Consider the following 21,868-nt stretch of genomic DNA (forward strand, 5'->3'; position numbering starts at 1 on the left):
GGCGCTACCTCAGCTTCAGCGTGGACAGGCCGACCAGCGCCAGGATGATGGCGATGATCCAGAACCGGATGACGATGGTCGGCTCCTGCCACCCCTTCTTCTCGAAGTGGTGGTGCAGCGGCGCCATGCGGAACACGCGCTTGCCGGTCAGCTTGAACGAGGCGACCTGGACGATGACCGAGACGGTCTCCAGCACGAACAGGCCGCCGACGATGGCCAGCACCAGCTCGTGCTTGGTGATGACGCTGATGGTGCCGAGCGCGCCGCCCAGGGACAGCGAGCCGGTGTCGCCCATGAACACCATGGCCGGCGGGGCGTTGAACCACAGGAAGCCGAGGCCGGCGCCGATCAGCGCGCCGCACACGACGGCCAGCTCGCCGGTGCCGGCGACGTGGTGGATCTGCAGGTAGTTGGCGAAGACCGCGTTGCCGACCAGGTAGGAGATCAGCGCGAACACGCCGCCGGCGATCATCACCGGCACGATCGCCAGGCCGTCGAGCCCGTCGGTCAGGTTCACCGCGTTCGACGCGCCGATCATCACGAACACCGCGAACGGGATGAAGAACCAGCTCAGGTTCAGCAGCAGGTCCTTGAAGAACGGCACCGCCAGGCTGAACGTCAGCGGCTCGTCGAAGGTCGAGGTGATGGCCAGGGCCGCCGCGGTCGCGATGGCGATCTGGAAGGCGAGCTTCAGCTTGCCAGGCAGGCCCTTGGTGTTCTTCTTGGTCAGCTTCAGCCAGTCGTCGGAGAAGCCGATCGCACCGAAGCCCAGGGTGACCATCAGGGTCGCCCAGACATAGGGGTTCGACAGGTTGGCCCAGAGCAGGGTGGAGACCACCAGCGCGATCAGGATCAGCAGGCCGCCCATGGTCGGCGTGCCCTTCTTGGTCAGCAGGTGGCTTTCCGGCCCGTCCTCGCGGATCGGCTGGCCGTCGGCCTGCCGGCTCTTCAGCCAGCGGATCACCGCCGGACCGAGCACGAAGGCGAGGAAGAGCGCCGTCATCGTCGCCCCGCCGGTGCGGAAGGTCAGATAGCGGAACAGGTTGAAGGCCTGGAACTCGTCAGCGAAGGGAGCGAGGAGATTGTACAGCATGGCTCAGCGTCCCCCGGCCCGAATGCGCGAGGCCGGCGTGCCGGTCTCGTCCTTGCCGGCCGCTTCGAGGGCCGTGACAATCGCCTTCATGCCCATGGCGAGCGATCCTTTGATGAGCACCACGTCGCCATCCTTCACGTTGTCCGCGACCGCGTCGGCCAGGGCGCCGGCGGTCGGTGTCCACAGGGTCACGCGATCCGGGCCCAGCGCGTCGCGCAGATGGGCCATGGCATCGCCGCAGAGGTAGATCGCATCCGGCTGGGTCGCCTCGACGGCATCCTTCAGCCCGGCATGGGCGGTGGGCGCGGTCTCGCCCAGTTCGCGCATGTCGCCGAGCACCAGGATCCGGCGGGCGGCCCGGGTTCCGCCGAACACGGACAGCGCGGCGCGCACCGCCGGCGGGCTGGCGTTGTAGCTTTCGTCGATCAGCAGCGCGCTGCCGCCATCGGCTGTGGCCAGGGCGATCTGCCCGCCGCGGCCGCGCATGGCCGATACGGTGGCGAGACGCTCTAGGCAGGGGGCGATGTCGAGCTTCAGGGCGTGCAGAACCGCGACCACGCCGAGGCTGTTGAAACCCCAGTGCTGGCCGATGCCGCCGACGGTCCAGTGCATCTCCACACCGGCCACGGTCGCGGTGACCCGGGTGCCGTCGGTGCCGGGTTCGATCGCGAGGCCGCGGACGTCGCAGGTGGCGCCCTGGCCGAAGGTGGCGATGCGGTCCACGCCGAGCGTCCGGGCCCGGGCGCGGATCCGCTCGAAGCTGGCGTTATCTGCGTTCAGAACGGCGATGCCGCCGGGCTCGAGGCCCTCCAGGATCTCCGCCTTGGCGTCGGCGATGCCGTCGATGCCGTCGAAGAACTCGATATGCACCGGCTCGACATTGGTGATGACCGTGGCGTGCGGCGCGACGAGACGGGTCAGCGGCCTGATCTCGTCGGCGTGGTTCATGCCGAGCTCGAAAACTGCGAAGTCGCAATCCCGCGGCAGACGGGCCAGGGAAAGCGGTGCGCCGATATGGTTGTTCAGGTTGCCGACGCTCGCCACGGTCCTGCCATGGACGGCGAGGCAGGCGGCCAGCATTTCCTTCGTACCGGTCTTGCCGACGCTGCCGGTCACCGCGACGATCCGGGCCTGGGAGCGCGCACGGGCGGCGCGGGCCAGATCCTCCAGCCCCTCGAGCACGTCCGTCACCACCAGGAGCGGCGCATCCTCCAGCCCTTCGGGCACGCGGGACACGAGGGCGGCGGCGGCACCGGCCTGCAGCGCGGCGGCGACATAGTCATGGCCGTCCACCCGCTCGCCGGGCAGGGCGACGAACAGGTCGCCGGCCGCGATCTTGCGGCTGTCGATGGTCACGCCGCTGGCCGACCAGTCGGGGCCGTGAGCCTGGCCCTGGGTCGCCTCGACGGCGGCGTCGCGGGTCCAAAGCGCGGTCATGCGTCACCTGCCCGCGCGGCAATCGCCTCGCGCGCCACGGTGGCGTCGTCGAACGGGTGTTTGACGCCCCGAATTTCCTGACCCTGCTCGTGGCCCTTGCCGGCGATCACAAGCACGTCGCCGGGGCCGAGCCTCGCGACCGTCTCATGGATCGCCGCGCGGCGGTCGCCGATCTCCACTCCGCCCTTGCAGGCGGCCAGGGTGGCGGCACGGATCAGCGCCGGGTCCTCGGAGCGTGGATTGTCGTCGGTGACGATCGGCCGGTCGGCGTATTTGGCGACGGCGCTGCCCATCATCGGCCGCTTGCCGGGATCGCGGTCGCCGCCGCAGCCGAACACGCACCAGAGTTCGCCGTCCGTGTGCGGCCGCACCGCCTTCAGTACCGTCTCCAGCGCGTCGGAGGTGTGGGCGTAATCGACATAGACGGCGGCGCCGTTCTCCAGCACCGCGACCCGTTCCATGCGGCCGCGCACGCCGGTCAGGCGGGGCAGGGCCTCCAGCGCGAGCTGCATCGGGGTTCCGCTGCCGATCGCGAGGCCTAGGGCGGCGAGCGCGTTCCAGGCCTGGAAGTCGCCGACCAGCGCCAACTCGACCACGTGGGAGCGGCCGCCGACGGCGATCTCCAGCTCCTGGCCGGTGGGGCGGGCCCGGCGCTCGACCAGACGCAACTCGGCGCCGGGCCGCATGCCGTAGGACATCACCCGGTGCTGACGGCGTTCGGCCGCCTCGCGGAACTTGTCGAACTCCGCGGAATCCATGTTCAGCACGGCGGTGCCGCCCGGCGCCATGACCCGGTCGAACAGGCCGAGCTTGGCGGTGCGGTAGGCGTCCATGTCGCCGTGATAGTCGAGATGGTCGCGGGTCAGGTTGGTGAAGGCGGCCGCCTTGATCTCGACCCCGTCCAGGCGCGCCTGGTCCAGACCGTGGCTGGACGCCTCCAGGGCGGCGTGATCGACGCTGACATCGGCCAGATCGTGCAGCACCTGATGAAGGTGGATCGGATCCGGCGTCGTCAGGCTCGGGCCGGTGGTCTCGCCGTCGACGGTCAGGCCCAGCGTGCCGATCGACGCGGCGGAATAGCCCGCACCGTTCCAGATCTGACGGGTGAACTCGGCCACCGAGGTCTTGCCGTTGGTGCCGGTCACGGCCACGATCGTTTCCGGCTGCGGGCCGTAGAAGCAGGCGGCCATGCGGGCGAGGCGGCGGCGCGGGTTGGCATCGCGCACCAGCCCGACCGCGCACTCGGCAATGTCGGGGGTGGTCAGCACGGCGGCCGCGCCCTTGGCGACGGCATCGGCGATATAGGCGCGGCCGTCCAGCTTGGAGCCCGGCAGGGCGGCGAACAGGAAACCCGGGCGCACCTCGCGGCTGTCGGCGGTCAGGCCGACGATTTCCGGGTCTCCGGAAACCAGGACCGCCGGGGCCGCGCTCTGGGCGTTGATGAGATCAGAAAGACGCAAGTCGTTTACCTCCAGCATCAGGCAAATCGACCAGCAGATCGCGGCGAATCTCGGGCGCGTCCATGTCCACCGGCGCCACACCAAGGAGGGGGGCGGCGCGTTCGACGATGCGCTTGACGGCAGGGGCCGCGACCCAGCCGCCGGTGGCGTAGCCATGGCTGAACTTCTGGCCCTTCGGCTCGTCCACCATGATCAGGATGACGTATTTCGGGTCGTTCACCGGGAACGCGGCGACGAAGGACGACAGCAGCGACTTGCGGGCGTAACCGCGGCCGCCGCCAGCCTTTTCCGCCGTACCGGTCTTGCCGCCCACCAGGTAGCCCTCGGCGTCGGCGTTGCGGCCGGTGCCGTCCATGACGACGAGCCGCATCAGCTTGCGCATGACCTCGGAGGTGGACGGCTTCAGCACCTCCTCGCCCAGCACGCGGCCGGTGGTCTTCAGCAGGGTCGTCGGCCGCTTGATGCCACCATTGACCACAGTTGCCACGCCGGCGGCGAGGTGCATCGGGCTGACCGAGAGGCCGTGACCGAAGGAAATCGTCATGGTGTTGATCGGCCGCCAGGGCGAGGGCACCAGCGGGTACCCGCGCTCCGGCAACTCCAGCGACATGGGCTGCAGCATGCCCATGCGCCCCATGAACTCCTTCTGGCGCTCGGTGCCGACGTCCATCGCCATCTTCACCGAGCCGATATTGGAGGAGTACTTGAAGATCTCGGCCACCGAGAGCCAGCGGTTCTCGCCATGGAAGTCGTTGATGGTGAAGCGGGCGATCTTGATCGGCTTGCTGGCGTCGTAGCCGTCTCGCAGGGTCACCGTGCCGGCGTCCAGCGCCATGGCGGTGTTAAAGATCTTGAAGGTCGATCCCATCTCGTACACGCCGAGCGTGGCGCGGTTGAAGCGCTGATCGTCGCTCATCTCGGCGGCCATGTTCGGATCAAAGTCGGGCAGCGAGACCATGGCGACGGTCTCGCCAGTATCGACGTCGAGCACGATGCCGGTGCCGCCGATCGCCTCGAACAGGCTGATCTGATGGGCCAGTTCCTGGCGCACGATGTGCTGGATGCGCAGATCGATCGACAGGTGCAACGGCTCGCGGCCGTCGCGCAGCACGTCGTCGAAGGACCGCTCCACGCCGGAGATGCCGCGGTCGTCGATATCGGTGAAGCCGACCACATGGGCCATCAGCGAGCTCTGCGGATAGATCCGCTTCCACTCGTCCATGAAATGCAGCCCCGGAATGCCCAGCGCGTTCACCCGGTACTGCTCGTGCGGGGTCAGGCTGCGCTTCAGCCACACGAAGCGGCGGTTGGCCCGCAGCTTGGCCTCGACCTCGGGTACCGCCAGATCGGTCAGCACGGTGGTCAGCCGGCGCGCGGCACGGGCCGGATCCAAGACCTCGCTCGGGTCGGCGTAGAGCGACGGCGTGCGCAGGGACGTCGCCACCAGCAGGCCGTTGCGGTCGACGATATCGGCGCGGCCGGTCTGCAGCGCGGCGTCGGCGGCGGCGGTCGGCACCGTCGGCTCGTTGTGATCGCGCAGCGCCGACAGTTCGACCACGCGCCCGGCGACGGCGGTGAAGGCCAGCGTCAGCAGGCAGCCCGCGAGGATGAGACGGTTACGGCCGATTTCCAGCGCCTGCTTGGTCACGCCCTCCAGGCGCACCGACTTACCCGCTTGGATCTGGGGGAAGTCGGTCATCGGCGCACCTTCGCGGAGATGGTGATCGGACGCGGCAGCGGCGCCGGTGGCGCGAACGCCGGCAGGTCGTCGGTGGCGGCCGCGGCTTCGCGGATCCCGGCGGTCATCGTCCCAGCCTCTTCGAACGATGGCAGGCGGATCGGCAACTGCTCGATCCGGCCGAGGCGGGTGGTGTCCAGCGGCACCAGGTCGAGGTGGCGGCGGACCATCGCCTCCAGGTTGCTCGGCCGGTTCAGGTAGGACCACTCGGCCTCGAGCACGTGAACCGCTTCCTGGTTGGCAAGGATCTCGCGGTGCAGGGCGGCGAGCTTCTCCTCGCGGTCCTGGACCTCGTACTTGACCAGGAACAGGGCGACGCCGAGACAGGCGGCGACGAGGAACCAAAGGATCGTTACGCGACGCATCACGCTGCCTCCTGCCCGGTCCAGGCCGGGGCATCCGTGCGGTGACCGACCCGCAGACGGGCGGAGCGGGCGCGGGGGTTGCGCGCGATCTCCTCCTCGGAGGGAGCGATCGGACGCGTGCTGGTCAGGGTGAAGGTCGGCGCGCGCTCGGCGCGCTTGCCGGCGATGGCGTCGGGGGTGTGGCGCGAGGGGTTCGCGGTGCGGCCGGAGCGCTGGCGCAGGAAGGTCTTCACCCGCCGGTCCTCCAGCGAATGGAAAGACACCACCGCCAGCCGACCGCCCGGGGCGAGCAGCCGCTCGGCGGCGTCCAGGCCCTGGTCGAGCTCTTCCAGTTCCCTGTTCACGTGGATGCGCAGGGCCTGGAAGGTACGGGTGGCAGAATCGATATTGCCCCTGGAAGAGGAACCGGCCGGGGCGGACGGCACCACCCGGCGGACCAGCTCGGCAAGCTCGCCGGTCCGCCGGATGGGCGTCGTCGTCCGTGCCGTGACGATCGCTTTGGCGACGCGGCGGGCATACCGCTCCTCGCCGAGGTGGAAGATGATGTCGGCCAGTTCCTTCTCGCTCGCCTCGTTCACCACGTCGGCCGCCGTCGGACCGTCGCGCTCCATGCGCATGTCCAGCGGGCCGTCGAAGCGGAAGGAGAAGCCGCGCTCGGCCTCGTCGAGCTGGGGGGAGGAGACGCCGAGATCGAGGGTGACACCATCGACATTGGGGTAGCCGGCCGCGCGGGCCAGGCTGTCCATCTCGCCGAATCGGCCGTGCAGGGGGATCAGCCGGCTGCCGTTCGGCCCACCGTTTTCCGGCGCCAAGAAATCCTGGGCCAGGGTCTGGGCGCGGGCGATCGCGTCGGGGTCGCGATCGACGGCGAGAACGGTGCAATCGGCGGCCTCCAGGATCGCGCGGGTATAGCCGCCGACCCCGAAGGTGCCGTCGAGATGGCAGTCGCCGGCCTTGGGAGCGAGGGCAGTCACGACCTCGGCCAGCAGAACGGAGATGTGGAGGGAGCCATTCATCGCCCGCCCCCGTCACTTGGTTTGACGATGCGCAGGGTCGCACCCTTGTCGCGGGCGCGCTGGCGGGCGGCGTTGCGGTGGGCGTCGAACGCGGCGGGCTCCCACACCTGGAAGCTCTTGCCGAGGCCGACGAACATCGCGGTCTCGCCCATGCCGGCGAAGTCGGCCAGATCCTTGGGCAGCATGATGCGGCCGTCGCCGTCGATGGTGAGGCGCACGCTGTCGGCCAGGATGGTCTGAAGGTTTTCCGCTTCCTCGGAGAACGCGTCGAGCGCGTCGATGGATTCGGCGATCTGTTCGATCCTTTCGTCCCCGCATCCTTCGAGGCAGGGGTGCTTGAACGATGGATACAGGATGACGCCGCCGGAGCGCTCCTGCTCGAGGGCGGCACGAAACGTCGCAGGAACCGAGACCCGGCCCTTCTTGTCGATCCTGTTCGCGAATGTGGACAGAAAAACCGCCACCCGTGCCCTCGCGTGCCGGCTGCCCGGCGTTATTCCCCTACGACCTTGCGGCCTCGACCTCCTTGCACCCGTGACCGGTTCCGAGCGTGTCCCCCGATACGGATCGGGCCGGTGAACGACGACGGGCGTGGAGCGCCCACCGTCATTCATGGGATATGATGGGATATCATGGGACATTATGGGGGTCAATGGGAACAGACCCGCACTCTTTGGGTTTTACAGGTGTTTTCCGGGTCCGGCTGGGCGTTCGTTCTGTGAAGCGAAGAAAAACCGTTAGGCGAGAAAGCAGAGGGTTTCGGCGCGATAAAAGGACGTTTCACGAATACTGTTCATGATATGTTCCGATTTGGGGTGGGCAGGCCCAAATGGGATGGCATGGGACACTCACCTGGGACGGCATGGGGTCCGGCTGGGAAAAGCGAAAGGTTCAGACGGTCTGTAAGCCGGGTTCTGTCCCCCGGGACGAGCCCGGGGCGACGGCCATTCATCTGGGACGGTCGTTGCCGACCGCCTCGCGCGACCTACCCGGACGACGACGCGGGAACGCGTCTGCTGCCCTCTTTCGAGTCAGCCGGTCATCCCTATTCGGTCTTGCTCCCGGTGGGGTTTACCGTGCCGATCCCGTTACCGGTCTCGCGGTGCGCTCTTACCGCACCCTTTCACCCTTACCCCTTGGTCCTGGATCGAAATCCAGACGAAGGGGCGGTTTGCTTTCTGTGGCACTGTCCCTGGGGTCGCCCCCGCCGGGTGTTACCCGGCACCGTGTTCCCGTGGAGCCCGGACTTTCCTCCCACACCCTTGCGGGTGCCGGCGGCCGCCCGACCGTCTGAACGCGGCGAGAGGTAAGCCTCCCCCCGCGACGCGTCAAGCAAAGGCGGCGTCCGAACGATGGCAGATACGAAAACGCCCGCCGGTGAGGGCGGGCGTCTCCTGAACAGGATGCAGGGCCGGTGCGTCAGACGCAGACGGTCTCCAGCGGCGGGAAGCCGTTGAAGCCGACCGAGGAGTAGGTCGAGGTATACGCACCCGTCGCCAGGATCAGCACCTCGTCGCCCGCCCGCAGGGACATCGGCATGGCGTAGCCGGCCTTCTCGTACAGGATGTCGGCGCTGTCGCAGCTCGGGCCGGCCAGGATCACCGGACCGGTGGCACCGGTCAGCTCCGTCCCCTCGCGGGTGGCGGTCAGCCGGTACTTGATCGCCTCGTCCATGGTCTCGGCGAGACCGGAGAACTTGCCGATGTCGAGATAGATCCAGCGCTCGTCCTCGCCGGCGTCCTTCTTGGACACCAGGACGACCTCGGAGCGGATGACGCCCGCGTCGCCGACAAGGCCGCGGCCCGGCTCGGCGATGGTGGTGATGCCCATGCCGGCGAAGTGCTTCTCCAGGGCGGCCATGATGGCGTTGCCATAGGCGTCCGCCTCGGCGACGTCGTCACGGTAGCGGGCCGGGAAGCCGCCGCCGATATTCACCAGATCGAGCTCGATCCCGTCCTGCGCCAGCTCGGCGAACAGGGCGGCGGTCTCGGCCAGCGCGCCGTCCCACTGGGCCAGATCGCTCTGCTGCGAGCCCACATGGAAGGACACGCCCCGTGGGGTCAGGCCCATCTCGGCGGCCTTGCGGAGCAGGGTGGCGGCCATGGACGGGGTGCAGCCGAACTTCCGCGACAGCGGCCAGTCGGCCCCTTCGCCGGAGGTCAGGATACGGCAGAACACCTCGGCACCCGGCGCGCTGCGGGCGAGCTTCTCCAGCTCTTCCTCGGCGTCGAAGGCGAAGAGCGGCACGCCGACCGAATGGGCGAAGGCGATGTCGCGCTCTTTCTTGATGGTGTTGCCGAAGGACAGCCGGGAGGCGTCGACGCCGCGCGCCAGGCACAGCTCGATCTCGCCGCGGCTGGCCACGTCGAAGCGGCAACCGAGAGCGGCCAGCCGGTCGACCACGCCATTGGCCGGGTTCGCCTTCACCGCGTAGTAGATCGCGGTCTCCGGCAGGGCCCGGGCCAGCGCCCGGTAGTTCCACTCGACGACCGACAGGTCGACGGCGAGGACCGGGTGCTCATGGGCGGTCGCCGCGAAATAGTCGCGGATCGCGTCCGTCACTTCGCCGCGCGGCGGTGTCGCGGCCGGCACAAGGCTCAGCAGCGGCTTTGACGCCGGAATCGGACGACGGGTATCGGTTGAGGTACGGAGACGGGCGCGCACGCCCGCTTCGGGTTGCAGCATCGTGGGGTTCCCCCTTCGCAACCGCCCACCTAAGGGACGGGGTTGTGAAAAGAGACGCCTCTCGTCGTTGCTTAACCGCTGTGGGGCCAGGGGCACGTGCGTTTGCGTCGGTGATCGGAACGTATGAACGAACGATCTGTTATGCAAACGGTTTTTCAGGTGGGGGGCACATTTCTGCTAGCTGTTGCAGCATGGCCGCTCCGCGTGGATCGTATGGCTGGCCCAGCGCCAGCGGCTCCCAGTGCCGGCGGAAGCCGTTGAGCGCCATGCGCGACACCGGATCGTCGAACGTCGCGGCGCCGGTACGGTAGCCGATGCGGGTCAGGGCGGCCACCGCGTCGGCCTCCGCCATCACCGCCGGAACCAGTCGGTCGGGGAACAGGCCGATGCCCCCGCGCGCCAGTCCGCGCCAGTCGAACAGGTGACCCGGATCGATCTTGCGACCAGGGGCCACGTCGCTGTGTCCCAGCACCCGGTGCGCGGGAATCCGGTGTCGGGCGATGATGTCCCGGCACAGGGCCATGACGGCGAGCATCTGCGCCTCGGGGAAGCGGCGGTAGCCGTGGCTGTGACCGGGGTTGGAGATCTCGATGCCGATGGAGCGCGAGTTGATGTCGGTCTCGCCCGTCCACCACGCGACGCCCGCGTGCCAGGCCCGGCGGTCCTCGTCGACCAGCCGCCAGACCCGGCCGTCCTCGCCGGCCACGTAATGGGCGCTGACCTGGGCCGCCGGATCGCAGAGCAGGGCGACCGCGTCCTCCGCCCGCACCATGTCGGTGTAATGCAGCAGCAGCATGTCGACAGGGCCGCGGCGCTCGCCGTGATTCGGGGAGGGACGCTCGATCATGCTTCGGCGGAATCCGTCTTCGCCGCAACCTCTGCCGGCTTCTCCGGCGGGGTCAGGATCACGATCGCCACGCCGATCAGGGTCAGGGCGCCGCCGATGAACTTCTCCAGCGTCGCCGGCTCGCCGAGGATGAAGATCCCGGCGGCGACACCGAAGGTCGGGGCGAGCAGCGAAAGCGGCATGATCGTCGTCACGGGGTAGCGCTGGATAAGACGGTACCACAACCCGTAGCCGAATACCGTCACCGCCACCGCCATGTAGACGACCGAGGCCCAGCCCCAGAACCCGGCATCCAGCACCTCGCCCCAGCGGTCGCCCTCGATGACGGCCGAGCCCAGCAGGAGCTGCGGCACGGCGAGCAGCGCGATCCAGGCGTTCAGGGTCATGGTGTCGATCTGGCCCAGCCGCTTGACCTGGATGGCCGACACGGCCCAGCACAGGGCCGCCAGAATCGTCAGGGACAGGTAGAACGGATCGGGCGCCTCATGGGGCGCGCCGGCGATCAGCACGATGCCGCCGATGGCGAGCGCGCCGCCCAGTGCCTTCCGCCAGCCGAGCCTGTCGCGGAAGATCAGGAAGGCGAGCAGGGCGGAGAACGGCACCTGGATCTGCACGGCGATGGCCGCGACCGAGGCGTCGATGCCGCTCAGCCCGGTGAACATCAGCGCGAAATGCAGAAAACCCAGGGTGAAGGAGATCGCCGCGACCTGGCGAAACTGGCCGTGCGGCCATTTCAGCCACGGGCTCAGCAGCAGCGCGGTGAGCGCGTACCGCAGGGCAACGAGAAGCATGGGCGGCATTTCGCCGAGACCGAGCTTCGTGACCGCGAAATTGAGGCCCCACGCGATGTTGACCGCGACCGCGAGCAGGATGTCGATCGGCCTCACGGTGTTTGCGCTGCAGCAATGACTAGAAGCATGGGCCGAGTGATAGGATCAACTTCCCGTGCCGTCCAGCGCTGTGATGGAAGCGGATCCGTGCCGCTACTGCGCCTTTGGAGCGGCCTTCTTCCTCTCCCTCTCCTTCACCTCGGAGGGAACCGGGGCTCGGGGAGAGGCGGGGGCCTCGATCGGCGCCGACACGATCACGGCCGGCGCGAAGTCGCGGCGCGCATCGGGGGCGGGGTCGGGCAGATTGCCTTGTGCCGCCATGAGTAACATGGCGAGGAAGGGCGATAGGGCTGCGCTCGAAAGCATGTCTGTGTCCATGGGTCAGAGATTTTGGCTCAGAACGTGCCGCGGCGCCGGATTCCGTCGCCGCTCGGCAAGTTTCGTCCCAGGAATGATGCTGTCTTTCACCCATAAATGTGGCGGTTTCGTGAAGAGCCGGGTGTTCCCAGCCGTTTTGCGCCGGGTTGACCTTCCCGTTACTGGAAGCGACAGGTTATGCCCGAACGCTGTGGTGTGCTTGCGGGTGGACGGAGGGGTGATGTCGGGAAGAACGGTGGTTCTGGCGGTCAGTGTGCTTCTCCTCATGGTGGCCGTCGGTGTGCTTCTGCTGACCGGTCCGGGGGAGGATGACGGCGGCGCCATCCGCCTGGACCCGACAGACCCCGTGCTGGTCGCCGACGGACGGCGGATCTATCGCGAGGCCTGTGCCGCCTGTCATGGCGCTGCGCTGGAAGGTCAGCCCAACTGGCAGCAGCGCCGCGCCGATGGCCGGTTGCCGGCGCCGCCGCACGATCCGAGCGGTCATACGTGGCACCACCCGGACGGTGTGCTTTTCGCGCTGACGAAGCAGGGCCCGGCGGCATTGATGAAGGACCCCGCCTATGCCACGGACATGCCGGGATTTGCAGACGTCCTGAGCGACCGGGACATCCTGGCGGTGCTGTCCTATATCAAGAGCACATGGCCGGCGGAGATCCGTGCGCGCCATGATGCGATCAACGCCCGCGCCGCCGGCGGATGACCGGTGCCGGTCGGGTCCGGCTCAGTCCTGTCAGAGGATCGGCCCCATGCGCCGATTTCCACGATTCGCCGCCTCCGCCGGTCTCTGCGCGTTGTTTGCCGCGGCCCTGGTGCCGGCGCCTTCCGTGCAGGCTCATGACGGAGCGACCGGGATCGTCAAGGAGCGCATGGACCTGATGAAGGCGCTCGGCGACGACGTGAAGCGGCTGGCCCGGATGTTCAAGGGCGAGACGTCCTACGACCCCGAGGCGATCTCGGCCGTGGCCGCGCGGATCGAGCGTCGGGCGGGCGGAGACATGCTCGAGCTGTTTCCGGAGGGGTCGAGCGGCCATCCGAGCGAGGCGAAGCAGGATATCTGGCGCCACTGGCCGGAGTTCGAGGCCAAGGCCGATGAGCTTGCAACCCGGGCCTCGGTGCTGGCGGCGGTGGCCGACGCGGGCAAGGGGGACGCAAGGGCCGCCTTCGGCCGGCTCGCCGGCATCCGCAAGGCCTGCCACCAGGACTTCAAGGAGGACTGAGGCCCGCTCTGAGCGTGGCGGTCAGGACCCGGCCAATTCCTCCTTCAGCGCCTCCAGTTCCAGCCAGCGGTCCTCCGCGGCGGCCAGTTCCTCCTGAGCGGCGACCATCCGGGCGCTCTTGGTCTGGAAGGTCTTCGGGTCACGGCTGAACAGGTCGGCATCGGCCAGTTCCTCGCCGAGCCGGACGATCTCCGCCTCCAGCTTGGCGATGCGCTCCGGCAGGAGCTCCAGTTCGCGTCCATCCTTGTAGGACATCTTGGTGCTGCGGGTGCGCGGCTTCTCGGCGGCCGGCTTCGCCTTTGCGGTCTTGGTGGAGGTGGTCTCGGCCGGCTTCTCCGTGCGTCGGCGCTCGCCCAGGTAGTCCTGGTAGCCGCCGACATATTCCCGGATCCGGCCCCCGCCCTCCACCGCGATGATCGAGGTGACCGTTCGGTCGAGAAAATCGCGGTCGTGGCTGACCAGCAGGACGGTACCGTCGTAGTCGGAGACCTCCTCCTGCAAAAGGTCGAGGGTCTCCACGTCCAGGTCGTTGGTCGGCTCGTCCAGGATCATCAGGTTGTGCGACTGGGCGAACAGCTTGGCCAGCAGCAGTCGGTTGCGCTCGCCGCCGGACAGGGTCGCAACCTTGGCGGTCGCCTGCCGGTCGGCGAACAGGAAATCGCGCAGGTAAGACACCACGTGCTTCTTCTTGCCGTGGATCTCCACGCTGTCGCCGCCGCCCGGGCACAGGGTCGACCACAGGGTGTCCGCCGGGTTGAGCTGCTCGCGCTTCTGGTCGAAATAGATGGTCTCGACGCCGAAACCGGTCTTCACCCTTCCGCTGTCCGGCTCCTCCTGGCCCAGCAGCATGCGCAGCAGGGTGGTCTTGCCGGCGCCGTTCGGGCCGATGATGCCGATCCGGTCCTTGCGCCGCACGGTGAACGACACGTCGTCGGCGACCGACTTCTCCACGCCGCGCTCGTCGATGAAGCGCTTTGTGAGGTTGATCGCCTCCATCACCAGACTGCCGCTGCGGCTGGCCTCGCCGGCGTCGATCTTCATGCCTTCCGGCCGTTTGATCCGCTCGGCCCGCTCCTGGCGCAGGTCGAGCAGGCCGCGCACCCGACCCATGTTGCGCTTACGCCGGGCCGTGAGCCCTTCGCGTAGCCAGCGGGTCTCCTCGGCGATCTGCCGGTTCAGCTTGTGCGCCTGCACCTCCTCGTCGGCGATGAGCTTCTCCGCCCAGTCGGGAAAGGCGTCGATGCCCTCGTTCAGCCGATGCAGCTGGCCGCGCTCCAACCACAGGGTGCGGTTGGCCAGACGGCGGAGGAAGGCGCGATCGTGGCTGATGATCAGCAGGCCCGCCTCCAGCCCCTCCAGCATGTCCTCCAGCCACTCGATGGTCGGCAGATCCAGATGGTTGGTCGGCTCGTCGAGCAGCAGGACATCGGGCTCGGAGACCAGCGCCCGGGCCAGCGCGCCGCGCCTTGCCTCACCGCCGGACAGCCCGCCCATGGTCCGGCCGCCGTCCAGCGACAGGCCGGAAATCGCGGCTTCCACCAGATGGTCGCGCGGCGCGTTGTCCGACGACGGCGGCAGGCCGCCCTCGACATATTCGAAAACGGTCATATCGCGCGGCGGCCGAGGGTCCTGCGGCAGATAGACGACACGGGCGCCCGGCTTGACGAACCGGTCGCCGCTGTCGACGTCGATCTCGGCGGCCAGCGCCTTCATCAGCGTCGACTTGCCCGACCCGTTGCGGCCGACCAGACAGATCCGGTCGCCCTTCGCCACCGGAAGGTCGATGTCGGAGAACAGCGGGTTTCCGCCGAAGCCGAGACCCGCCCCACGCAGGGCGACGGCCGGAGGGGCCGCACGGTCGGTCGCAGTTGCCATCGATCAGGCTTTCATCTGGTCAGGTCAGGAGATGTTCTGGTGGTCAGGTCAGGAAATGTTCCGGGCCTTCTTGATCCGATCCCAGGCACCGTTCAAGGCCGCCATACGCCCGGTCGCCTTCGAGATCAACTCATCCGGCAGGCCCTGGGCGATCAGGCGGTCCGGGTGGTGCTCGCGGATCAGCCGGCGATACGCCGCTCGGATCTCCTCGTCCGAGGCGGCATGGTCGACGCCGAGCACCGAATAGGGGTCGTCGCCGTTGTCGCCGACATAGATCGTCCGCAGCCGGTCGAAGGCGACGTCGTCGAAGCCGAAGATCTCGGCGACCCGGCGCAGGTAGATCTCCTCGTTCTCATGGATCACGCCGTCGGCCCGGGCGATATGGAACAGGCTGCCGATCAGCTCCTCCAGGACGGGGGAGCCGGGATTGAACAGCCGGGCGATCTGGTGGGCATAGGCTTCGAAGCCGTCGCTGGTCTGCCGCGCCATGTCCCAGACGCGGCCGACATTCTTGATCTCCTCCGGCGGCACGCTGAACACGTCGCGGAAAGCGGAGATCTCGTCGCGGGTGACCACGCCGTCGGCCTTCGCCATCTTGGCGCCGAGGGCGATCACGCCGATGGTGAAGGCGATCTTCTTGGTCGCCGCCTCTTCGTCGATGGTCTGGTCGTCGGCATAGCGGTCGATGGCATGGCCGCCGACCACGCCCAGGAGCGCGCCGATCGGTCCGCCGATCGCGAAACCGGCGGCACCTCCGATGATCTTTCCCCAGATGCTCACGCCGTCCCCGACCCGTAAATTTGCTTTTGGTAAGGCGGCGGGAGTTTGGCGTCCGCGCTTCCAGGGGTCAACGCCGACGGTGGCGGGACGGTTCCATTCCCGGAGCGGTCAACGGCTGCCGGTCTTGTGGGCGAAATATTCGACGATCGCCTGCTTCTTATGTTTGTCGATCCGGTGGAACTGGGCGGCGAGCTTGTCTCCGGCCGCCCGGACCACGACGGCCTCGGCGTTGAAGACGATGACCCGGCTGTCGTCACGGACCTCGACGGTCATCTTGAACTTCTGTCCCTTGATCAGCCGGCCGTCATGGCCGGAGATCAGGATGCCGGACTGGCTCCAGTTCTCGAGCGCGAATTTGCTGCTGTCGATGGTCACCGTGCCGATCGCGGCCACCCGGGGGGCAACCCGGCGGTCGCTGTCACCGGAGAAGGCGGATTTGATCGCAGACCACATGAGATCACTTCCTGATAGTCCATTGAGGCCGATGGCCCGTTGCGAGAGTGGATTTCGGGCGCATTCTGCGCGCCGGTGACTGAAGATTTGGTAAACTTCCGGTCACCAATGCGGATATTCGGTTGTGGGCCGCGCTCTTGATCTACTTGTCGTTGCCTGTGTCGAGCGGCCGGCGGATCGCGGAAGTACTGCAGAGTACCCGGGCCCGATATGCGATGCTTGGTCGCTGGCCGCGGCGGAAGTAAGAAGGTGCTGCCGCCTTGTTCCCGCGCGCCGCAATCATTAGCGTCGTCGGTCCAGTCCGTAGAGTTGAGTCACTCGGGCCGTTCCGGTCCCGAAAAGGAGTTGAAGACCATGCAGGTCGATGTCCAGCCGTCCAACGCCACCGCCCGTGACGCCGCCATGGCCGAACTGGCCGCCACGTTCGGGGCCGAGCGGATCGTCACCGGCAAGGACATCCGCAACCGCCACGGCACGGACGAGAGCTACCACCCGACCGTTGCGCCGGATGCCGTCTTCTTCGCCCGCAGCACCGAAGAGGTGTCCCAGGCGGTGACGATCTGCGCCAAGCACAAGTGGCCGGTCATTCCGTTCGGCGTCGGCACCTCGCTGGAAGGCGGCGTGGCCGCCCTGCGCGGCGGTCTGTCGGTCGACGTCTCCGAGATGAACAAGATCCTGGCGGTGAACGCCGATGACCTGGACGTCCGCGTGCAGGCCGGCGTGACCCGCAAGCAGCTCAACGAGTATCTGCGCGATACCGGTCTGATGTTCCCGATCGATCCGGGGGCCGACGCTTCCATCGGCGGCATGTGCGCCACCCGTGCGTCCGGCACCAACGCCGTGCGCTACGGCACCATGCGCGACAACGTGCTGAGCCTGACCGTGGTCATGGCCGACGGCCGGGTGGTCAAGACCGCGCGCCGGGCCAAGAAGTCGGCGGCCGGCTACGACCTGACCCGCCTGTTCGTCGGCTCGGAGGGCACGCTCGGCGTCATCACCGAGATCCAGCTCAAGGTCTACGGCATCCCCGAGGCGATCTCCTCGGCCGTCGTCCAGTTCGACGACCTGGAGAGTGCGGTAAGCACCTGCGTGCTGACCATCCAGTCCGGCGTACCGGTCGCCCGCATGGAGTTGCTCGACGACAGCCAGATGGGGGCCTGTATCGCCTACTCCAAGCTGGAGGGCTACACCGCCCGGCCGACCCTGTTCTTCGAGTTCCACGGCTCGGAGACCGGCGTGGTCGAGCAGGCCGAGACCGTCCAGGGCATCGCCGCCGAGTTCGGCGGGACCGACTTCAAATGGGCGACCAAGGCGGAAGACCGCAACAAGCTGTGGGAAGCGCGGCACAACGCGTTCTACGCCGCCCTGGCCCTGCGTCCGGGGGCCAAGGGCTGGCCGACCGATGTCTGCGTGCCGATCTCGCGGCTGGCCGAATGCATCACGGAGACCAAGAAGGATCTGGCCGAGACCGGCCTGCTGGCGCCGCTGGTCGGCCATGTGGGCGACGGCAACTTCCACCTGGTCTATGTGATCGATCCGGAGAGCCAGGAGGAGATGCGCCTGGCCAAGGAGCACAGCGACCGCATGGTGCTGCGCGCCCTGTCCATGGACGGCACCTGCACCGGCGAGCACGGGGTCGGCTACGGCAAGATGGAGTTCCTGGCCGCCGAACTGCCGGAAGCCATCCCGGTGATGCGCGCGGTCAAGCAGGCGCTCGACCCGGACAACATCATGAATCCGGGCAAGCTGTTCCGGATGAACTGAGGGGGCGCCCTTTGCCCATCCCCACCTCCGACCTGTCCCTCGACGAGGCCCGGGCGATCATCGCCGGGGCGTTCGCCGAGGCCGCCGCGCGGAAGCTGAATCCGCTGGCGGTTGCCGTGCTCGATGCCGGGGGCCATATCCGTGCGATCGAACGGCAGGACGGCGCCAGCATGCACCGGCCGGAAATCGCCATCGGCAAGGCCTACGGGGCGCTCGCCATGGGGTTCGGCAGCCGGGAGCTGGCCAATCGGGTGAAGGACAAGGGCGCGGTGTTTCTCGATGCGGTGAACGGCATGATCGGCGGGCGGCTGATACCGGCTCCCGGCGGCGTGCTGGTGAAAGACACGGCCGGCAACGTGATCGCGGCGGTCGGCATTTCCGGCGACGCCTCGGACCAGGACGAGGCCTGTGCCGTCGCCGGCATTCGGGCTGCCGGGCTGACGGCGGAAACCGGGGCGCCATCGGCGTGAGCGCGGTCGCCAAGCTTGCCCTGGCGGTCGCGGCCGTGGCCATGGTCGGACCGCTGCTGTTCAAGGGGGCGAGCCATTCCTGGGCCAGCGAGCCCTGGCATCGGGCCGACCGCAGTTCCGCGGGTCTGGCGCCGGACCCTCAGTCGACGCCGGAGGCGGTGGTTCAGGTTTACGCCGCGCCGACCTATGGCTGGCGCGGCATCTTCGCCGTCCATGCCTGGATCGCCGTCAAGGACGCGAATGCCGCGCGCTACGACCGGTGGGACGTGATGGGCTGGGGCGGCGGCCGGGTGGTGCGGCAGAACTACGACGGTCCGGACCACCGCTGGTTCGGCCGGGAGCCGACAGTGCTGGCCGATATCCGCGGCGACAGGGCCGTGGCCCTGATCCCACAGATCCGCGCGGCGGTGGCCGCCTATCCCTGGCCGGAGACCTACCGGACCTTTCCCGGACCGAACAGCAACACCTTCGTCGCCTTCGTGTCGCGCCGGGTGCCGGATCTCGGCCTCGACCTGCCGCCGACCGCGATCGGCAAGGACTTCCGGCCGCTCAGCGATCCGATCGGCCGTGCGCCCAGCGGCGGCGGCCTGCAGGTCAGCCTGTTGGGGCTGGCGGGCCTGATCGTCGCGCCGACGGAGGGGATCGAGGTCAATCTGCTCGGTCTCGGCATCGGCTTGGACATTGCGCAGCCGGCCTTGCGCCTTCCCGGCATCGGTCGGGTGGGCGCATCCGGCGGCGCGGACCGCCCACGGCAATAGCCCCCGACCGTTACCGGTCGCGGGCTTGAAATGCCGGTCTGTGAGGGGAGGGCAGGCGCCAGGCCCGCCCGTCAGCTCAGGAGATCGCCGACGCCGACAGGACCATCGTGCCGAGCAGAATGCCGTACACGAAGACCAGCGCCGGCCAGGAGGCGGCATTTCGATTATAGGTCCGGATCATTTCATCCTTCGTCATGGTCGCCTCCTCTGGGGGTCACGGAACCCCCCCATGGGGTCCCTATGAACGTACGGTCTCACACACTGTTCGGCGTTCACCGTCTAGAAACGCCATTTAACGTACGTGGCGGGAACATCAAGCAGGATTTGCAGTTAAGATCGCGTGAAGTCTGCAAAGCAGGCAGGCATAAACCGCATAGCTCGGTTTCGGCATTCGATATCCGGAAATTTCGGGAACCGCGTAGCTGCTTGTAGCCGTCGTGAGCGGGCGCTACGGTCACTGCCAAACGACAGGAATCAAACACTGAGGGACGGAGGAGCCGTGATGGCTGATTTCCCGAGCGGCGTGTGGCGCTATCCGACCGAAATCCGTTTCGGTGTGGGAGAGATCGACAAGCTGGCCGATGCCTGCGGGGATGCGGGAATCCGCCGGCCGCTGATCGTGACCGACGCCGGTCTGGTCCGGAACTCGATGATTACCGGCGCCCGCGACGACCTGCAGGATTCGGGCATGGCGGCGGAGGTATTTTCGCGCGTTCGTGGCAACCCGATCGGCGCCAATGTGCTCGAGGGCGCGGAAATGTTCCGCGACGGCGACTTCGACGGCGTCATCGGCTTCGGCGGCGGCTCCGCGCTGGACGTCGCCAAGGCGATCGCCATGGCTGCGCATCAGGAGCGCCCGCTGTTCGAACTGCATGTGAGGTCCGGTGGTCCGGCGGCGATCGACGGCTCGAAGATCGCGCCGATCATCGCCGTGCCGACTACGGCCGGGACCGGGTCGGAGACCGGGCGCGCCTCGCTCATCACCGAGGAGGAGGTGCACGAGAAGCGCATCTTCCTGCATGCCAAGATGATGCCGACCATCGTCATCGAGGACCCGCAGCTCACCGTCGGCCTGCCGGCGAACCTGACGGCCTGGACCGGGATCGACGCGCTGGCTCACTGCTTCGAGGGGTTCTGCTCGCCGGAGCTGCACCCGTTCTCCGATGGCGTGGCGCTGGAGGGCATGCGGCTGATCAAGGAGTTCCTGCCCCGGGCGGTCGAGGACGGCCGCGATCTGGAGGCGCGCGGGATGATGCTGGCGGCGGCGTCCATGGGCTCCACCGCTTTCCAGAAGGGGCTGGGCGCGATCCATTCGCTCAGCCACCCGGTGGGCGCGCGCTTCGACACCCATCACGGCCTGACCAACGGCGTCTTCTTCCCGTATGTGATCGCCCATAACCGCGACGTCATCGCCGACAAGTGCGCGCGGATCTCGGCCTATCTCGGTCTGAAGAAATCCGGTGTCGACGGGGTCATGGAGTGGATTCTGGACCTGCGCAAAGCGTTCGATATCCCTCATACTGCCAAGGAATTGGGCGTCGATCCGGACCGGGTCGATGAAATCGCAGCGGCCGCCGAAAAAGACCCGTCCACGGGCAGCAATCCGAAGCCGATGACGGCCTCGGACATGGCGACGGTCCTGCGGAACGCCCTGGAGGGAACGCTCGACTGAAGGGAAATTCCGTGCGTCACAAAGCCTTACTGATCGATCCGCTCTACCATCCGGGCGGGCAGGAGCATCTTCGCGCCCATGTCGATGTCGAGCTGCTGCTCCGCCCCGAGCGCGAGGCGGTGCTGGAAGCGGCCAAGGGCGCCCATGGCATCTGCGGCCGCTATCCGAACAAGGTGGACGCCGAGGTCATCGCGGCGGCGGAGGACCTGCTGGTCATCTGCTCGTCCGGCCGCGGCACCGACGCCATCGACATCGCTGCGGCGACCGAGGCCGGGGTGATCGTCGTCAACAACCCGGGCTTCGGCAAGATCCCGGTCTCCGAGCATGCGCTGTTCATGATGATGAGCCTGTCGCGCCATGGTTTCGAGCATGACGCGATGGTGCGCTCCGGCAAAGGCTGGTCCGACCGGCTGAGCGAGACCAACACGATCAAGGACCTCGATCAATCGGTGCTCGGCATCGTCGGCCTGGGCCAGATCGGTACCGAGATGGCACGCAAATGCATGGGCGCCTTCGACATGGACGTGATCGCCTACGACCCATATGTCGACGCCGGTGCGGCCAACGATCTGGGCATCGAGATGGTCTCCGACCTAGCCGATCTGCTGGCGCGGGCCGACTACGTCTCGGTCCATGCCGAGCTGAACGACGAGACCCACCACATGTTCAACGACGCGGCGTTCGAGGCGATGCAGCCCCACGCCTGCCTGATCAACACCGCGCGCGGCAAGATCGTCAGCCAGGACGCGCTGCACAAGGCGCTGAGCACTCGCCGGATCCGGGCGGCGGCGCTGGACGTGTTCGAGGTCGAGCCGGTGGGGGCGGACAACCCGCTGTGCCAGCTTGACAACATCATCCTCTCCCCGCATGTCGGCGGCCTGACCCGCGGCTTCATGAAGGAGAGTGCGATGACGGTGGCGCGGACCATGCTGCAGGTGTTCAACGCCGAGCAGCCGGCCAATATCCGCAATCCGGACGCCTGGGAACGGGCGAAGCAGCGCGCGACCCGGCTGCTGGCCGGGTAGCG

At 67.8% G+C, this 21,868-nt stretch carries 20 protein-coding genes and 1 other RNA gene; 7 read left to right on the forward strand and 14 right to left on the reverse strand.

Annotated elements, in window-relative coordinates; translation table 11 throughout:
• Positions 1-4 precede the first annotated feature (4 nt).
• The 11 genes from mraY to BLS34_RS12890 all read right to left on the reverse strand — a co-directional run bounded on the left by mraY (position 5) and on the right by BLS34_RS12890 (position 11,528).
• Positions 5-1,093, reverse strand: a complete 1,089-nt coding sequence (gene mraY, locus BLS34_RS12840; RefSeq protein WP_028794080.1) for a phospho-N-acetylmuramoyl-pentapeptide-transferase — start codon at positions 1,091-1,093, stop codon at positions 5-7.
• A 3-nt stretch (positions 1,094-1,096) separates the two neighbouring features.
• Positions 1,097-2,530 (reverse strand): UDP-N-acetylmuramoyl-tripeptide--D-alanyl-D-alanine ligase, encoded by a 1,434-nt coding sequence (locus tag BLS34_RS12845; RefSeq protein ID WP_093150853.1) that lies wholly within the window; start codon positions 2,528-2,530, stop codon positions 1,097-1,099.
• Positions 2,527-3,990, reverse strand: coding sequence for a UDP-N-acetylmuramoyl-L-alanyl-D-glutamate--2,6-diaminopimelate ligase (locus tag BLS34_RS12850; protein WP_245701971.1), 1,464 nt, complete (start codon positions 3,988-3,990; stop codon positions 2,527-2,529). The genes BLS34_RS12845 and BLS34_RS12850 overlap by 4 nt, the downstream gene beginning before the upstream one ends.
• Positions 3,977-5,689 (reverse strand): peptidoglycan D,D-transpeptidase FtsI family protein, encoded by a 1,713-nt coding sequence (locus BLS34_RS12855; protein ID WP_028794083.1) that lies wholly within the window; start codon positions 5,687-5,689, stop codon positions 3,977-3,979. Before BLS34_RS12855 ends, BLS34_RS12850 begins: the two co-directional genes overlap by 14 nt.
• Positions 5,686-6,093: a cell division protein FtsL gene (gene ftsL, locus BLS34_RS12860; RefSeq protein ID WP_051244481.1), complete on the reverse strand. Its 408-nt coding sequence runs from the start codon at positions 6,091-6,093 to the stop codon at positions 5,686-5,688. Before ftsL ends, BLS34_RS12855 begins: the two co-directional genes overlap by 4 nt.
• Complete coding sequence (gene rsmH, locus BLS34_RS12865) at positions 6,093-7,109, reverse strand: 16S rRNA (cytosine(1402)-N(4))-methyltransferase RsmH (RefSeq protein WP_093150858.1); 1,017 nt, start codon at positions 7,107-7,109, stop codon at positions 6,093-6,095. Before rsmH ends, ftsL begins: the two co-directional genes overlap by 1 nt.
• A complete protein-coding gene (mraZ, locus tag BLS34_RS12870; protein WP_028794085.1) occupies positions 7,106-7,573 on the reverse strand; it encodes a division/cell wall cluster transcriptional repressor MraZ in 468 nt (155 codons plus the stop codon). Before mraZ ends, rsmH begins: the two co-directional genes overlap by 4 nt.
• Before the next feature lie 423 nt (positions 7,574-7,996).
• Positions 7,997-8,403: RNase P RNA component class A (gene rnpB, locus BLS34_RS12875), an RNA gene on the reverse strand.
• 125 nt (positions 8,404-8,528) lie between these two features.
• The gene (locus BLS34_RS12880; RefSeq protein WP_425441436.1) at positions 8,529-9,671 is read right to left on the reverse strand and encodes a type III PLP-dependent enzyme; all 1,143 of its coding nucleotides are present in this window, start codon (positions 9,669-9,671) and stop codon (positions 8,529-8,531) included.
• A gap of 262 nt (positions 9,672-9,933) precedes the next feature.
• Positions 9,934-10,641 carry an N-acetylmuramoyl-L-alanine amidase gene (locus tag BLS34_RS12885; RefSeq protein ID WP_093150862.1) on the reverse strand — a complete coding sequence of 236 codons (708 nt, stop codon included), beginning with the start codon at positions 10,639-10,641 and terminating at the stop codon, positions 9,934-9,936.
• The gene (locus BLS34_RS12890) at positions 10,638-11,528 is read right to left on the reverse strand and encodes a DMT family transporter (RefSeq protein ID WP_028794087.1); all 891 of its coding nucleotides are present in this window, start codon (positions 11,526-11,528) and stop codon (positions 10,638-10,640) included. Before BLS34_RS12890 ends, BLS34_RS12885 begins: the two co-directional genes overlap by 4 nt.
• A 556-nt stretch (positions 11,529-12,084) precedes the next feature.
• Between BLS34_RS12890 and BLS34_RS12900 the strand changes: the two genes are divergently transcribed.
• Both BLS34_RS12900 and BLS34_RS12905 read left to right on the forward strand, forming a co-directional pair.
• Positions 12,085-12,552: a c-type cytochrome gene (locus BLS34_RS12900; protein WP_245565586.1), complete on the forward strand. Its 468-nt coding sequence runs from the start codon at positions 12,085-12,087 to the stop codon at positions 12,550-12,552.
• 46 nt (positions 12,553-12,598) lie between these two features.
• Positions 12,599-13,069, forward strand: a complete 471-nt coding sequence (locus BLS34_RS12905) for a c-type cytochrome (protein WP_175474212.1) — start codon at positions 12,599-12,601, stop codon at positions 13,067-13,069.
• Positions 13,070-13,090: 21 nt separating this feature from the next.
• On the opposite strand, the gene BLS34_RS12910 is transcribed toward BLS34_RS12905, so the two are convergent.
• The 3 genes from BLS34_RS12910 to BLS34_RS12920 form a co-directional block, all read right to left on the reverse strand.
• Complete coding sequence (locus BLS34_RS12910) at positions 13,091-14,944, reverse strand: ATP-binding cassette domain-containing protein (protein ID WP_093150866.1); 1,854 nt, start codon at positions 14,942-14,944, stop codon at positions 13,091-13,093.
• Between the two features lie 48 nt (positions 14,945-14,992).
• Positions 14,993-15,724, reverse strand: a complete 732-nt coding sequence (locus BLS34_RS12915) for a TerB family tellurite resistance protein (RefSeq protein ID WP_093150867.1) — start codon at positions 15,722-15,724, stop codon at positions 14,993-14,995.
• 108 nt (positions 15,725-15,832) lie between these two features.
• The gene (locus BLS34_RS12920; RefSeq protein WP_093150870.1) at positions 15,833-16,177 is read right to left on the reverse strand and encodes a PilZ domain-containing protein; all 345 of its coding nucleotides are present in this window, start codon (positions 16,175-16,177) and stop codon (positions 15,833-15,835) included.
• Positions 16,178-16,531: 354 nt separating this feature from the next.
• On the opposite strand from BLS34_RS12920, the gene BLS34_RS12925 reads away from it, so the two are divergent.
• From BLS34_RS12925 to BLS34_RS12945, 5 genes are all read left to right on the forward strand, one after another.
• Positions 16,532-17,941, forward strand: coding sequence for an FAD-binding oxidoreductase (locus BLS34_RS12925; RefSeq protein ID WP_028794093.1), 1,410 nt, complete (start codon positions 16,532-16,534; stop codon positions 17,939-17,941).
• An 11-nt stretch (positions 17,942-17,952) separates the two neighbouring features.
• Positions 17,953-18,411, forward strand: a complete 459-nt coding sequence (locus tag BLS34_RS12930; protein ID WP_028794094.1) for a GlcG/HbpS family heme-binding protein — start codon at positions 17,953-17,955, stop codon at positions 18,409-18,411.
• The gene (locus BLS34_RS12935; protein ID WP_215906100.1) at positions 18,408-19,169 is read left to right on the forward strand and encodes a DUF3750 domain-containing protein; all 762 of its coding nucleotides are present in this window, start codon (positions 18,408-18,410) and stop codon (positions 19,167-19,169) included. The genes BLS34_RS12930 and BLS34_RS12935 overlap by 4 nt, the downstream gene beginning before the upstream one ends.
• A gap of 502 nt (positions 19,170-19,671) precedes the next feature.
• Positions 19,672-20,841, forward strand: coding sequence for an iron-containing alcohol dehydrogenase (locus BLS34_RS12940; protein ID WP_028794096.1), 1,170 nt, complete (start codon positions 19,672-19,674; stop codon positions 20,839-20,841).
• Positions 20,842-20,852: 11 nt separating this feature from the next.
• Complete coding sequence (locus tag BLS34_RS12945; protein WP_051244489.1) at positions 20,853-21,866, forward strand: hydroxyacid dehydrogenase; 1,014 nt, start codon at positions 20,853-20,855, stop codon at positions 21,864-21,866.
• Positions 21,867-21,868 lie beyond the last annotated feature (2 nt).

This window comes from Thalassobaculum litoreum DSM 18839, from assembly GCF_900102465.1.
GTDB lineage: Bacteria > Pseudomonadota > Alphaproteobacteria > Thalassobaculales > Thalassobaculaceae > Thalassobaculum > Thalassobaculum litoreum.